Annotated in this window: 10 protein-coding genes; 7 read left to right on the top strand and 3 right to left on the bottom strand. The window is 67.2% G+C overall.

The window, feature by feature from the left end:
• Window positions 1–40 precede the first annotated feature (40 nt).
• Both ACFYQQ_RS21270 and ACFYQQ_RS21265 read right to left on the bottom strand, forming a co-directional pair.
• Window positions 41–1,402: a sugar ABC transporter substrate-binding protein gene (locus ACFYQQ_RS21270; protein WP_355783171.1), complete on the bottom strand. Its 1,362-nt coding sequence runs from the start codon at window positions 1,400–1,402 to the stop codon at window positions 41–43.
• Window positions 1,403–1,729: 327 nt separating this feature from the next.
• Window positions 1,730–2,704, bottom strand: a complete 975-nt coding sequence (locus tag ACFYQQ_RS21265; RefSeq protein ID WP_355783174.1) for a LacI family DNA-binding transcriptional regulator — start codon at window positions 2,702–2,704, stop codon at window positions 1,730–1,732.
• A 314-nt stretch (window positions 2,705–3,018) separates the two neighbouring features.
• Here ACFYQQ_RS21265 and ACFYQQ_RS21260 point away from each other — a divergent pair, with 314 nt between their 5' ends.
• The 5 genes from ACFYQQ_RS21260 to ACFYQQ_RS21240 all read left to right on the top strand — a co-directional run bounded on the left by ACFYQQ_RS21260 (window position 3,019) and on the right by ACFYQQ_RS21240 (window position 11,052).
• Window positions 3,019–3,231 (top strand): hypothetical protein, encoded by a 213-nt coding sequence (locus tag ACFYQQ_RS21260; RefSeq protein ID WP_388904965.1) that lies wholly within the window; start codon window positions 3,019–3,021, stop codon window positions 3,229–3,231.
• 504 nt (window positions 3,232–3,735) lie between these two features.
• Window positions 3,736–4,824, top strand: a complete 1,089-nt coding sequence (locus ACFYQQ_RS21255) for a winged helix DNA-binding domain-containing protein (RefSeq protein WP_355783177.1) — start codon at window positions 3,736–3,738, stop codon at window positions 4,822–4,824.
• Window positions 4,825–5,367: 543 nt separating this feature from the next.
• Window positions 5,368–6,024, top strand: a complete 657-nt coding sequence (locus ACFYQQ_RS21250; RefSeq protein ID WP_388904964.1) for a TetR family transcriptional regulator — start codon at window positions 5,368–5,370, stop codon at window positions 6,022–6,024.
• 2,299 nt (window positions 6,025–8,323) lie between these two features.
• Window positions 8,324–9,973 carry a CAP domain-containing protein gene (locus ACFYQQ_RS21245; protein ID WP_388904963.1) on the top strand — a complete coding sequence of 550 codons (1,650 nt, stop codon included), beginning with the start codon at window positions 8,324–8,326 and terminating at the stop codon, window positions 9,971–9,973.
• A gap of 491 nt (window positions 9,974–10,464) precedes the next feature.
• On the top strand, window positions 10,465–11,052 hold the full coding sequence (locus tag ACFYQQ_RS21240; RefSeq protein ID WP_355781383.1) for a hypothetical protein: 588 nt from the start codon (window positions 10,465–10,467) through the stop codon (window positions 11,050–11,052).
• 134 nt (window positions 11,053–11,186) lie between these two features.
• Here the strand turns inward: ACFYQQ_RS21240 and ACFYQQ_RS21235 are convergent, their stop codons facing one another.
• A complete protein-coding gene (locus ACFYQQ_RS21235; RefSeq protein WP_355781386.1) occupies window positions 11,187–11,393 on the bottom strand; it encodes a hypothetical protein in 207 nt (68 codons plus the stop codon).
• Window positions 11,394–11,790: 397 nt separating this feature from the next.
• Here ACFYQQ_RS21235 and ACFYQQ_RS21230 point away from each other — a divergent pair, with 397 nt between their 5' ends.
• Window positions 11,791–12,495 carry a response regulator transcription factor gene (locus ACFYQQ_RS21230; protein WP_388904962.1) on the top strand — a complete coding sequence of 235 codons (705 nt, stop codon included), beginning with the start codon at window positions 11,791–11,793 and terminating at the stop codon, window positions 12,493–12,495.
• Window positions 12,492–13,877, top strand: a complete 1,386-nt coding sequence (locus ACFYQQ_RS21225) for an ATP-binding protein (RefSeq protein ID WP_388904961.1) — start codon at window positions 12,492–12,494, stop codon at window positions 13,875–13,877. The genes ACFYQQ_RS21230 and ACFYQQ_RS21225 overlap by 4 nt, the downstream gene beginning before the upstream one ends.
• Window positions 13,878–14,129: the final 252 nt, after the last annotated feature.

The raw sequence follows: 14,129 nt of genomic DNA, 5'->3' as shown, positions 1-14,129 counted from the left end.
CGCGGGTGCGGCGGGGACACTGCTGAGTGGAGGGACGGGGTCAGTTCTTCACGTCGAGGTTCTGCTTGCGCAGGGACTCGACACTCTGCGTCTCGGTCTGCTTCAGGACATCCGCGAGCGTGCCCTTGCCGCCGATGGCGCCGGCCGTTCCGTCGCTGATGAAGCGGTAGGTGTCGGTCATGGTCGGCCCCCACGTGAAGTCGGTGTCGACGTTCGCGGAGGCCTCGGCGAAGACGTCGAAGATCTTCTGCTTGCCGTAGAAATCGACGGGCTGCTTGAGGGCCGGAAGGTCGAGTCCGGCCTTGGCCGCCGGGTACAGGCCGCCTTCACGGTTGAGGATCTCGAGCGCTTCGGGATCGGTGTTGAGCCAGAGGGCGAACTTGGCCGCCTCCGCGGGATGCTTGCTCTTGCCGAGCACCGCCGTGGTCGATCCACCCCAGTTGCCGGCCTGCTGCTTTCCGGCCTCCCACTGCGGCATGGGAGCAACCGCCCACTTGCCGTCTGTGGACTTGGCGTTGTCACGGATGGTGCTGTAGCCCCAGGCGGCACTGATCCACGTGACCACCTCGCCGGAGTTCCAGGACTTGTACAGCGCGGGAGAGAAGCCCTGCAGATCTGTGGCGACGAGCTTGTCATCGATCAGCTTCTGCCAGTAGTCGGCGACCTGACGGCTCTCGGGCCGGTCGACGGTGACCTTCCAGGCATCACCTTCGCGCTCGAACATGGTGGACTTGTTCTGCCACAGCAGACCGGTGAACCAGTTCGGGTCGGTCTGCGAGTAGTGGGTGATGTACTTGCCCGCCTTCTTGAGCTTGCGGGCGTCCGCGGCGTACTCCTCCCAAGTGGTGGGAGCCTTGAGACCCATCTTGTCGAAGATGTCCTTGCGGTAGAACAGCGCCATGGGTCCGGTGTCCTGGGGGACCGCCCAAATGCCGTCCTTGCCGTCCGCTCCGAAGCCGACCTGGGACCAGGTCCAGTCGACGAACTTCTGCTGGGCGTCGTCCACTCCGGGGCACTCGGCGATGTCACGCAGCCCGCCCTTGAGCCGGAAGCTGGCCAGGGAGTCGTATTCGATCTGGCCGAGGTCCGGAGCCTTGCCGGCCTTCAGGGCGTTGGACATGTTCTGGTAGGTGCCCGCGTTGCCCGCCGGCGTGGTCTTCAGCTTCACCTGCACGTCTGGGTTCTCGATGTTCCACAGGTCCACCGCCTTCTGCATGCCGGGGACCCACGACCAGTACTGCAGCGACACCTTGCCCGAGGCAGGCTTGCAGGACGAGTCCGCCGCGTTGTCGTCGCCCTTGTCGGTTCCACCGCCACATCCGGTCGCCACCGTGAGGACGACGGCCACCGCACCGATCGCGCAGCGTCTTGCCGCCAGTGAAGAGCGATCACGCATCACCATGAGGTTGCTCCTTGCCTTGGAATCCGCTCCGTCGAAGCGGTGGCCGCAACCATCACAACGTGAATCCACAGAAGTCAACAAGTTCGACAGAATTTCTCGCATCGAGCCCGACTCGTGACCGAGCCGAAACGATGCCCAGAACCCGAGTTCAATAGGTCTGACCTGCGAATTTCCTCTAGCGTCGGACCTACTCCCACCGAGACCCTCGCCATGCGGAATCGATTACGCTACGGTGTCGCAGAGGCACCGACAGGGCCCTTTTCGGACAGGCGGGGGTCAGGGCTGACGGTGATCGACGCAGATGAGGTCGGCCGGACGCGGGGTCGGTCAGACCGAGGCGCGGGCGATGAACTCCGCCTTGACCTGCACCGTGCGACGCACGCTGCGGCCTTCGAACCGCTCCTTGAGCAGCCGGGCCGCCGCCCGTCCCACCTCGTCCGCGGGGTACCGGATGGTGGTCAACTGCGGCCTTACCAAGGAGGCGAAGAAGGCATCGTCATGACCCACCAGCGCCACCTCACCGGGGATGTCGATGCCCAGCTCGCTCGCCTTGTCCATGGCGCCGATAGCAATGACATCGTTGGCGCAGAACACTGCATCCGGACGGTAGCGGCGACTCATCAGCTCGGCGAATCCGGCCGCACCGGCCTCGCGGCTGTGCTCGCCCCGGACCACCAGCTCCCGCGGCAGGGAGGTGCCGAACTGGGGGGCGAGGGTTCTGAGCAGTTCCAGACGTGGGTCGCCGCCCGTCGCATCTCGCGGACCCGCGATCATCGCGATGCGTCGCCGCCGGGCCGCCTTCACCTTTTCCAGAGCCTGCCGAGTCGCCGCCTTGGCCTCGGGGACCACCAGGTCTGCCGATCCGAAAGGAACATCCGCGCTGACCACGACCGGTATCCCGGCCTGATGGAGGGCGTCCAGGTCCCTGGGCAGCAGCCGGAACGGCGTGATCACCACGCCGGCGAAGCGCTGTTGCAGCGCCTCGGCGAGCAGGGCCCGCTCCTCGTCCCGGCGAGCACGGGTGTTGCAGACAAGGATGTGGATTCCCAGACCCCGCAGCTCTTCCTGCAGAGTCGCCGCGAGCTGGGCGAAGAACGGGTTGGCGATGTCCGGCACGATGAGTGCCACCAGGCTGGACCGCCCTGTACGCAGGCTGCGAGCCGCGGTGTTCACGGCGAACCCCAGCTCGGCGATGGCAGCCTCCACCGCCTCGCGAGTCTGCGGGGCGACGGGACGCTTGCCGGACAGAACGTAGGAGACAGTGGCGGACGATACGCCGGCGGCCCGTGCGACGTCCGACATGGTTACCCGCTCTTGCACTCCTCACGCTCCTCTCGAGCCGTCACCTTACTTCACGGAAGTCCAGGCGATGGAAGCGCTTCCACGACGTGGAACTGCCGCGACTGTCGTGCCTGGGGTACGGCCTTCGCCACCCAGGTGTTCCCCCAGCCTCCGCGGGCTGCGCGACCCGAAGCGCTCGCCCGAACCACACCGCCGACCCTGACGCCCCATTCCCGGCCGGCGTCCGGTCTGCTCGAACAGCGACGACGACCACTACCCCGACGCGGCGACCCTACGATCGCCGCCAGGACCCACCCCGAGGGGGAGCAGCACTCGTGCATGATGCACCGATCTACGCCCAGCTGATTTCTGAACGCGGCGACATACCGCTGCAGGTTCGAGAGGAGGCCCGCAGGATCCGCCACGAACTGGACCGGGTCCTCAACTGGGGACCCCCGTCCGACGGACTCCCCCACGGCTCGTCCGCCGCGCCGTCCCGCGGTTCCGGGGCCCGACAGCACGGCTCAGGCTCCGACGAACGGTTCTGACCCTGAGAGGGGAGTTTTGGCCGCCCGCTCACGAGCCTCGTCGAGGCGCGCGGTGCACGGATCGCTCGAGCGCACAACAGCGGTTTTTCGGCGCCCACATGGCCCCCGCATGAGCGGGAGGGGCGGGAGTCGGCTCATAGCTCCTGTGCTCTCGGTGCGGCGGAGAAGAGGACACGGGGTGTCCGCATCCTCTGCGAGCCTGTCCATCGAATCGGACGAGCTGAGCCGGGAAGGGGCCCTCGCGACGGGCATGTCCGCGAACCGGCCGAGGCGGTTCGGTGTGCCTCGCCGTGCCGTGGACACCGGCATCCGATGCGCGGACCGCCGTCCGCTGTACAGGGATGTCCGCTCGCCTCGGGGGAGGGTTGGCAACGATCTCCGGCAACGAGCGACCTGAACGTCAGCACCACCACGAGGGCAGGGACGAACAGTGAAGCTGCACACCACGGGCCGCATCGTGATGCCAGACATCCCCGACAACGGCGGCCGACGCGCGGCGAGCCGATGACCGTTCTCAGCACGCGAGCCCTGGGCCGGGCCACCCTGGCCCGCCAGCTGCTCCTCACCCCCTCCGACCTGCCGGTCCTGGACGCGGTGGCCCACCTCGGCGGTCTCCAGGCGCAGGAACCACAGGAACCCTTCGTCGGACTCTGGTCCAGGCTGCACGCCTTCGACCCGGCCACGCTGTCGGGCCTGCTCCTACGGCGACAGGTGGTGAGATGCCACCTCATGCGACGTACGGTCCACCTCGTCACCGCCGACGACACGCTGGCCTGGCGAGCTCGCCACGACGCGATGCTGCGCCAACGCGTGCTCGGCACCTACCGCCGTGAACTCGCCGCGGTGGACCTCGAAGAGCTCCAGGAAGCCGGCCGGTCGGTGATGTCGGACGGCCGACCGCGCTCGCCGGGCGAACTCGCCAAAGCGCTCGCGACCCGCTGGCCCGAACCCGGACTCCGACCGCTCAGCGAGATGCTGGTCGCCGCCCTCCTTCCGATGGTCCAGATGCCCCCGCGCGGCCTGTGGAAGGAGAAAGCCGGCGTTCGCAACGCCATGATCTCCACATGGCTCGGCCGCGAGATCGATCCCCTGCCGTCGGACACCGACGATCCGGTGGGCCAGGCGCTCGTACGGCGTTACCTCGCCGCATACGGCCCCGCCGCCTCGTCGGACCTGCGCGCCTGGTGCGGCCTCGCCGGGCTTCCCGCGGCCGTGGCCGCACTACGGGCGGAACTCATATCCTTCCGCGACGGACGAGGCCGTGAACTGCTGGATCTTCCCGACGCGCCACGCCCGGACCCCGATACCCCGGCCCCGGTGCGGTTCCTTCCGGCCTTCGACAACGCGATCCTCGGCTATCACGACCGCAGCCGCATCATCGACGATCGCCATCGCCCCCTGTCCGTCTCGGGTGAACGTGTCGTCCTGGTCGACGGTCGCGTCGCAGCGACGTGGACCTTCAAGAACCACGTGGTCACCACTACCCCACTGCGTGCCTTCTCACGGTCCGACCGAATCTCGGTCACCGAACAGGGGGAGGCGCTGGCCGCGTTCCTGTGCGATGACGGAAGCCACCGCATGGAGCGAACCTGATATGCGCACGATCGCCATGGGCGCGGCCGGTGGCAGCGTCATAGACCGCGCCCACGGCGAAGGGGCCGATCCGGGCGCGGACTTCACCTACGCCGAAGTCCTGACGGGCAAGGACGTGACCGGTCGCTCGCCGGTACCGGGCCCATCGGGTTCGCAGCGGTGGCGTCGGTCTGCCCGAACACCAACCTCTTGGTCCGGTCCAGGGTATGACGCAACGTCAGAACATTGACGCCCTGTCACTGCTTGCCCGGAAACACGACGTCTGAAAATGTCGTTCCGTAGTCAGGACCGCAGTAACGGTGACCGGTGCGAGACGTCGGATCCGCTGTGCCGCCGCCATGTCGCCGACGGGGCGTCGACACAGCCGCGTTGGGGCTGCAGGCGGCGACGGAGCGAACAACTCCGCAGTGCGAGCCCATCGATGACGCGCGAAGGCTCCAAGACCTGGAGGTCGCACGAGCTGCGCGGCCCGATGACAGCCGGCCCCCTGCCCCTTCCCCGCTTTCGTTCAGCACTCGGTTCCTTGAGGATAAGCAAGTCGATATGAGCTATTCAGCAGGTGGCGCGCACCAGGATTCCAGGGACGACGACATAGTCCCGGATCCGCCACGCGTGGCCTGGCGCAAGGAAACGCGTCGCCAGGTCCTGGCCGCGGCACACCAACTCGCCTCGGAAGCGGGTTGGGACAATGTGAGTCTGGCCGCCGTGGCGGAGCGCGCCAACGTCTCGCGGCCGTCGGTCTACAAGGCGTTCGGGAATCGGGCAGGACTAGGGCAAGCCCTGGTTCTCCAGGAAACACAGCAGCTCTTGCACGGTGTCGCGGAACAGCTCGGCGGACCGGACGCCGGGCTTGCCGCAAGCCTCGAGAGGGCCATGGTCTTCGTCCTTACCGAGGCGGAACGCAACCCCCTCGTCAAGGCGGTCGTCGCTGCGGCGCGACACGGCTCAGACAGCTTGCTGCCTTATCTCACCGCGCGTCCTGATCCGGTCTTCGACGCGGCTCAGGAGCTCCTCCAGGCGTGGTTCGGGGTTCACTACCCGCACGCTTCTGCGGAACAACTGGAGCTTGCCGCCGACGTCACTGTGCGCATGACCATCAGTCACCTCATCCTGCCGGCCTGGGAGCCAACTCTCGGGGCACAGAAACTGTCCCGGATAGTGGTGGCGGTCATCACTGAGCTGGAAATCTCCGGAAACTGAAAGTCGGCCGAGACGACGCGGAGCGTCAGCGGGAGCAGGAAAGAAAAGCGCCGGCGACGCGCTCTTCGGCTGCCACGCGCCCGAGGGTGCCTTCGGCGACGAACGTCACACGAGGAGCGGTGCGTGCATTCTTCCACCATCCGGCAGTCGGAAAGACCGTTCCACGAGCTGCCGGACGACGAGCTACTGGACCTTGTGGGTGCCGGTGCCCCCGCGGCCCTGCCTGCGATGCAGGAAGTGGAACGGCGCCACGGCGAAGCGGTCGACAGGCTCGCGCGACTCTGTGCCTCAGATCCGGCAGCGGCAGAACAGCTGGGCACTCAGGTATTCGCCCAGGTGAAACGACTCGCCTGCAGCCGTGACATACCCAGGGCGAACTTCAGGCTCTTCCTGTTGTCCTTGGTGCTGCGACTGGCGGCCGAGTGGACCACGGACACGCGCTGCCGTCGGCTGGGGCCCGAGTTCACGGAGTATGCACAAACGACTCCCGACGCGGTCCTCCTCTACCCGTCGTCGCAACAGGGCAGCCGGTCGACGCTGTCGATGGTCTTCCAAGAACTGCCCGTCCGCGTGCAAGGGGCCCTGTGGTACACCGTCGTTGAGAAGGAAACCCCTCGAGAGACGGCTCGGTACCTCGGCCTCGCACCGAACGTCCCGCTCCCCTCCGCCGAGTCTGCTGTGCAAACCTTGTCGAGGCCCTATCTGAGAAGGCTGCTCGAGAGCGGTGGTGAACCCACATGTGTGGGTTTCCAACGCCTGATCGAGGCAACTCTGTGGACGGGTCGGCCTCCCATCGATGACCTCCAAACCCATCTTCTGGAGTGCTTGGGCTGCGCCCATGCGGTGCAAGAGCTGAGGCGGCTCGCGGAATCCCCCCGGACCACTCTGGCGAGCCGGCTCCTGGCCTGGGGAGGACCTGAATACCTCGACGCCCTCGCCGGCCGGAACACGCAGGACTACTCGGCCACGCCTGCCTCCCCAACCTCCGCCTCGCTTCCGGGAAGGTCGAGGCGTCCGGCCACCAGGAGAATCCCCCTACTGGCGGTCCTGCTCGGGTTCTGCGCGGCGGCGGCCGCGGTAACACTCCTGTGGACACCGTCGCCGCCCCAGAGGGACCACCCGCAGCAGTTGCCGCCGCGAGAACCCCTCCAGATCCCCTCCTCACCTCCGGCAATGCCCAATGTGACCCCGAGGACCCCAACGCAGGCCGTCACCCCTTCTCGTAGCGCACGACCCACGCCCTCGACCAGCCGGCCTCACCGCACCCCGTCGAAGTCACCGACGGGTTCTCCGACGACCTCTGCGCCCTCCTACACCGACGCGCGATCACAGGTCTGCCTGCACATCGACAAGGAATCGGGGCGGCGCAGACTCGAAGTCATCAATGGCGATACGAGAGTGTGGGTGGACTCCGCGGAGAGCGGCGAGGCTCTCGAGCAGCTACCCGGCTACGAGACAAGCTCCGAATACATTCATTGCGTCTCTTCCTGAGAGGGCTCTAGTTTCCCGGGACACCAGACGGGCACAAATCCCGCGGATTCGAGTCGAATTCGACGAGAGTAGAGCGGCGCCGCGACTAACCGAGCCCCCGTGCGCCCTGCTCGCTCGCATTCTTGCCTTCTCCCGCAAGGCCGAGTCCCGTGGTGACACTTGCATATGCGGTGGGGAGTCGCAAGGCGTGACAACGAGTCAATGATTTGACGCACCGCCAGATTCCGCCGGCGCAACAAGACCATGTTGAGCTCTCGTCCGGCTGGGCGGCCTTGCAGGGCTGAGCTCTGAATGAGCGGAGTATTAGCGCAACCTTAAGTTGGGCCCTCACCGGGACACTTGAGCGAAGTGCCGCGCTACGGTTCGACCGCAGCCCCATCGAGCTTGCGGGAACGGTTGCTCCATGAAGTCCCGTACTTCACTCACACAAGCGATGAATCTGGCTGTGGGTCACGTCGGCACACGACTCGCACCAGAGCATGAGGCGCTGCAGCAGGATCGGAACACGCAACGGAGAAAGCCATATGCTCACCCCCTCTCACGGCAATGCCGAGGGCATCACCAGGCGCAGGCGGCGCCGAAGTACCACAGCCCCGAGCCGAGCCCCGCAGCGACGCATGCCCCCGGCCGCCGCCCAGTCCTGAGTTAAGTGTCGTAAAGGGAACCACCGCACCGGGTCGTGAGGGCAGATGACGCCTGTTCGTCACCCTGTCGTCGGCATCGACGCCGCCGGAACGACCCCTTGCGCTGGAAACGGCTGTGTCTTGTCCCGCCTTCCGGCCCTCCGCTTCGCATGTTGCGGCGGTCGATGGTGAGTGCTGCCTCCGTTCCCACTTGTCCAACTCTCAGCTTTGAAGGAGCAGGATCTTCCATGCCCAGGTCATCATCGGGTCTCCGGGCTCGCCGTCGCTCCCGCACCGTGAAAATCGTCGGTGCCGGAGCCGTCGCGGCAGCCGCACTCGGCACCATCACGGTGGTCCAGCCTCACGCCGATGCCACGCCGGTACCCGCACATCTCAACAGCGTCGAGGCGCAGCACCTGGCCCAACGGCTGGAGCTGCGACTGGGGGAGGATGCCGCCGGCGCCTACTACAAACCGAAGACCCGGGAGCTCGTCGTCAACGTGACCGACGGCGGCGATGCCGAGACGGTCCGTGAAGCGGGAGCCGTACCGCGCTCCGTTGCTCACTCGGTCAAGGACCTGCGTCGCACCGCCTCCACCCTCGGTCGGACCCGCATACCGGGCACCGCCTGGGCAATCGAGCCGCGGACGAACAAAGTCCTGGTCACGGTGGACGCCTCCGTGAAGGGGCGGAAGTGGACTGCGCTCAAGGGCATCCTCAAGTCCGTGAAGGGCACTACTAAGGTGCAGCGCATCGAAGGCACTTTCCGGCCGTTCGTCAGTGGCGGGGATGCGATCGTGTCAGGCGGGGCGCGCTGTTCCGCCGGCTTCAACGCCACGAAGGGCAACAAGGCCTTCCTCATCACTGCCGGCCACTGCTCGCGCACCGGTGCTCGCTGGAGTGAGGGAACGTCATCCCAGCGCAAGCTCATCGGCACCACCGTCGAAAGCCGCTTCCCCGGCGACGACTTCGCCGTCATCCGCTACGACAACCCGGCGGCCTCCCACCCGTCCGCCGTCGACCTGTACAACGGCAAGCAGCAGCCGATACGCAAGGCCGTCGACGCGTTCGTGGGCATGAAGGTCACCCGGAGCGGCAGCACCACGGGCGTGCATGGCGGGTCGGTGCTGGCGCTGAACGCCACCGTCACCTACCCGCAGGGCCGTGTCCAGGGGCTCGTGCAGACGAACGTCTGCGCCGAGCCCGGGGACAGCGGAGGCGCTCTCTTCTCCGGTTCCTCAGCCGTCGGCCTCACCTCCGGCGGCAACGGCAACTGCCGTCGGGGCGGCGTCACATTCTTCCAGCCTGTCACAGAGGTCCTGTCCCGCGAGGGACTGAAGATCGGCGCCGGTGGGGCACAGGCTTCCGAGAAGCCGGATCCCCGGCCGAAGCCTTCCAAGGCGGCCAAGCCCCGCCCGAAGCCCTCCCCCGCCACCCCGGCCGGGAAGGTGGCGGAAACACAGAAGCAGGTCCTGAAGCTCGTCAACCAGGAACGACGCGCGGCAGGTTGTCGGCCTCTGGTCCCGAACCGGTCCCTGAGCCGTGCGGCACAGGCCTACACGTCCGTCATGGCCCGCGCTGGCGTGCTGTCGCACACCGGTCCCGACGGCTCGACGATCTCCACGCGCGCCAAAAAGGTCGGCTACGAGTTCAGCTCGCTGGGAGAGAACATAGCTCGCGGACAGCGCAGCCCTCAGCAGGTCATGAGCGCGTGGATGAACAGCTCCGGGCACCGTCGCAACATCCTGAACTGCACCTTCCGGGACATCGGCATCGGCTTCGTCGCCGACCGCAACGGCCCTTGGTGGACGCAGGACTTCGGCACGCGGCGGTAAGGGCGACCGCGCCCCCGCTCACCTCCTGACCGGCTCCACTGTCGGTACTCGCGGCCGCCTGCGTGTGATCCTCCGGATCCCCAGGTGGCCGCGTTCGCTTCCACCCCATGGGCCGGGCAGTGCCACAACCCGCCCACCACCACGGACCGTTGCCCTCCCCGCGCCTTCCGCCTGCGGGGAAAGGTCGCGTGGGCAGTGCGAACCCTACGACCACCTGACCGTTCGAGAGCGAGACGACCATGTCAGCAACGCCGGACCCCGCGCATGTCCTTGCCGCAGGCCGATACGTGATCGAGGCGGTGGCCCAGACCCCTCGCCATGCCGACCTCCGCGCCTGCGACACCCATCAGCAGAGGCAGGTTGCCCTCCGGCGACACCGTCTCCCCGCAGACGCGGACCAGTCCGTCCGGGAGCTTCTCCTCCAAAAGATACGCGAGCGGACCGATCGTGCGGCTCGGGATGGCGCTGCCTTGGTCGCTCCCCTCCTCGATGTGTTCGTCGAGGACGACCGCCTCTGGACAGTCACACCGTGCGAGGGGACCATCACCCTGGGGGCCCGGCTCAGCGGCACGCCGCACATGTGTGGAATGCACGCCGCTCGACTGGCCAAGACGATCGCGGCCCACCTCGAGGCGCTCCACTCGGCCGGCCTCTCTCATGGCGGGCTGGACCAATGGTGCGTACTCGTCGACGATCAGGACAACGTGCAGTTCGCCGAGTACGGAGTCAGCACATCCTTGCAGTCCCTGGGCGACAAAGCGGCAGCCAATGAGACGACCAGCCCTCCCACGAGCTTTGCGCACATGCAGGCTGTCGATGCCTACAGTCTCGGAGCCATCTTTCTGGTTCTGCAGAAGGCGGCTCAGCGCCCTCATCCCGGTGCCGCGGCAGAACGGTGTTCGCCTGCGGATCTGCGCGCACTCCGCACACTGCAACTGAGCGTCACCGGACTCACACGCATTTCCCTCATGGAACGCTTGCCTGCGTCCGTAGCGCGCAGAGCACTGGAACGCGTCATAGCGGAGAGTCGCTTCATGGCCCGACAAGGCGATCGCGGCGATTCCTATGCGGAGCACTGAGCGGCCGTAGCCTTTGATGGACCTTCCCCTGCTACGAGCTGAGGCTCCAGGGCTTGGATCAACTTGTTGGCACTGTACGGCAGAAGCGCGATCAGGACCCACGTCCGTCGATTCTCCGACGCGGTCCTCACCGGTCAGCCCGCCTCTTGCCGGACCGAAACCTGGTTTCCCGGGGCCTGGCCCACGACTTCGGCAGTCGCCCGCTCGCTCGTGAACGTCACCACGAGCCGCTGCGGCGAGCGGCTGATGTCCACCGTGAACTCCGTGGCCGGAACGGCAGAGACCAGGCACACGCGATCGCCGTCGAAGCGCATCACCACGCGCCCGCCTGTCGTCTGCACCGTCCGAATCCCCCCGACACCCCCTGCGCAGGTGCCGCTCGCCGGAGTGGCGGAGGAAGAGGCGACAGCACTGGGCGTGGCTCTCTCGGCGGCCCGTGCCGGAGGTCTGACCGTGGCCGGCGTCGAACGAGTCGGGACCGGAGTGGAAGACACCTTCCTTGGCTGCCGTGGAGAAGGTGATCCGGGTGTGTCCACGGCTATCGGAGGACTCGGCCGGGTCGAATCGTCGACGAAGCGAACTGTGATGCTGACTCCGGTCACGCTCAACGCGGTGCATGCTCCCCACAAGGAGACGTTGCGCAGGTAACGGTGCATCAACCCATACTGCCGCACAACTGACCAGCTGTGGCGCCACACTTGTCTGCCCCAACGGCCTCCACGGATACACTTCTCCGGTATGGCATCCGTACTCCTCGTCGAGGACGATCCCTCGATACGCACCCACCTCACCGATTTCCTCAGCGGCCAGGGTCACGTGGTGCGCAGCACCTCTCACGGCTTCGAGGCTCTCCGAGAGGTGACACAGAGGTCACCCGACATCGTCATCCTCGACCTGGGGCTGCCCGACCTGGACGGAATCGACGTCTTGCGGATGATCCGAGGGATATCGCAAGTGCCCGTCCTGGTCGCGACTGCCCGCGATGAGGAGGCAGAGGTGATACGTCTTCTCAACACCGGCGCCGACGACTACGTCGTCAAACCCTTCTCCGGCGGCGAACTCCTCGCTCGACTCGGTGCCGTTCTGCGCAGGACGACATCCCGCGCGGCACCGGGCACCGCCTATGCGAAGGCCACCTCGGACACGGTGCGAGTGGGCGGGCTGCTGATCGACCCCGGAGCACGAACTGCGCATCTGGACGGAGTCCAGGTGCCGCTCACCCGACGCGAGTTCGATCTGCTGCTGTACCTGGCGCGCCACTCCGGCCGGGTTGTCTCCCGACAACGCATCCTCACGGATGTCTGGCGCCAGGCGTACGTCGAGGACCAGACACTCGACGTCCACGTGTCGGCTCTGCGACGCAAGCTGGGCGAGCGCGCCGCCCGGCCCCGCTACCTGCACACCGTACGCGGAGTCGGGATCAAGCTGGTGAGCCCTGCATGAGAAGGGCACTGGCCGGCATGGCCCTGGCCGTCACTTCGATGATCGCCCTGTCCTTCCTCATCCCTCTTGCCATGCTCGTGCAGAGCGAAGCCCGGTCCCGGGCCGCCACCGCCGCCGAGCAACGCGCTGCGGCCCTTGCCCCCGTCCTCACCCTCACCACCAGCCCGGACCAAGTCGCGCAGGCGGCCGCCAGCGTGGACGGCTCCGACCGGCTCAGCGTTCACCTGCCCGGCGGTGCGCTCGTGGGCACGGCCCGGGTGTCCCCCAAGGTCTGGAGACAGGCAGCCGCTGGACACCGGGCCTTCACCACCGACACCGACGCCGGGCCTGTTTATCTGCAGGCCGTCGTCCTGCCGGAGGGCCGTACCGCCGTCATCGAATCGTTCATTCCCCGGGCGGAACGCGACCGTGGCGTCACCGCGTCCTGGACCGTGCTGGGAGCGCTCGCGGTGGCCCTCGTCGCCGGTTCGCTGCTCGTGGCGGATCGGCTCGGGACCCGAGTCGTCGCGGCGTCACGAGAGCTCTCGCGCGCGGCTCTGACGCTGGGCGAAGGGCGACTGGAGGTACGAGTGCGGCCGGCCGGCCCCCCGGAGCTCGCGGAGGTGGGAACCGCGTTCAACGCCATGGCGGACCAGATGACTGGCCTCATCGCGATGGAGCGCGAACTCATAGCAGACCTCTCCCACCGGTTGCGTACCCCGCTCACGGCTCTCCACCTGGTGTCGGATCGGCTCACTGCCACGCACGGCGAACAGCTCGCGACCGGCCTCGACGTGGCCATCACCAGCCTCGAGGCCGAGCTCGATGCCATCATCACCGCGGCGCGGACCCCCTTGGCCCTGAGTGCCATAGGCCCCGCTGCGGCCGACGTCGCCGCCTGTGAGGCCGGCCAGGTCATCGCCGCACGGGCGGAGTTCTGGTCAGTGCTGGCGTCCAACCAAGAACGGCCGTGCGGCCTCAGCATCACGAGTGAGGCGACACCGGTGGCGCTCCCGGCGGAGGAACTCGCGGCGGTGGCCGACGCGTTGATCGGCAATGTCTTCCGTCACACACCCGGCGGGACGCCCTTCGAGATCGGTGTTCACCGTACGGCTCACACCGTGGTGTTCCTGATCGATGACGGAGGGCCCGGAATCAGTGATCCCGAAGACGCCCTGACACGCGGCCAGAGCGCGGAAGGCTCTACCGGCCTGGGACTCGACATCGCCCGACGCGCCGCGAGTGTGTGCAGTGGTTCCATGAGCATCGAGACATCTCCTCTCGGAGGTACGCGAATCCGCGTCGAGTTCTCCCTGGCAACCCGCCGGGCCGACAAGCGACGGTCCTCCCGAGGCCCTCGGCGCGGCAGACGTCAACGTACCGGAGTCTTCAGAAGCTCTTGAGGACGGCGTGGGCAAAGCGTCCGCCGGTGGAAGATCCTTGCCCGGGCGGGTTCGCCGGAGACACCATCGACCCAGGCGCGCCTCTGGCGGAATACCCGGGCCGACGGCTTGGGAAGGGGTGAGCCGATGCGTCGCGGTACCTCGTCAGCCGGTGGTCACGGCCGTGTCGTCGATCAGGAAACCGGTTGCCCGGGTGAGGTTCTCCGTCCCGGTGAACCTCCGAGAGCGGGCCGCACTCGCCGAGTGCCCCAG

This window comes from Streptomyces sp. NPDC005496 (assembly GCF_042872045.1).
In the GTDB taxonomy this organism is placed as follows: Bacteria; Actinomycetota; Actinomycetes; order Streptomycetales; family Streptomycetaceae; genus Streptomyces.
This window is presented reverse-complemented; position numbering and strand designations above follow the sequence as displayed.

Bases quoted from the DNA above. Each gene is read 5' to 3' on its own strand.
- ACFYQQ_RS21255 (WP_355783177.1), top strand. From the start codon at position 3,736: ATGACCGTTCTCAGCACGCGAGCCCTGGGCCGGGCCACCCTGGCCCGC.
- ACFYQQ_RS21245 (WP_388904963.1), top strand. From the start codon at position 8,324: ATGGTGAGTGCTGCCTCCGTTCCCACTTGTCCAACTCTCAGCTTTGAA.
- ACFYQQ_RS21250 (WP_388904964.1), top strand. From the start codon at position 5,368: ATGAGCTATTCAGCAGGTGGCGCGCACCAGGATTCCAGGGACGACGAC.
- ACFYQQ_RS21230 (WP_388904962.1), top strand. From the start codon at position 11,791: ATGGCATCCGTACTCCTCGTCGAGGACGATCCCTCGATACGCACCCAC.
- ACFYQQ_RS21265 (WP_355783174.1), bottom strand. From the start codon at position 2,704: ATGTCGGACGTCGCACGGGCCGCCGGCGTATCGTCCGCCACTGTCTCC.
- ACFYQQ_RS21225 (WP_388904961.1), top strand. From the start codon at position 12,492: ATGAGAAGGGCACTGGCCGGCATGGCCCTGGCCGTCACTTCGATGATC.
- ACFYQQ_RS21270 (WP_355783171.1), bottom strand. From the start codon at position 1,402: ATGGTGATGCGTGATCGCTCTTCACTGGCGGCAAGACGCTGCGCGATC.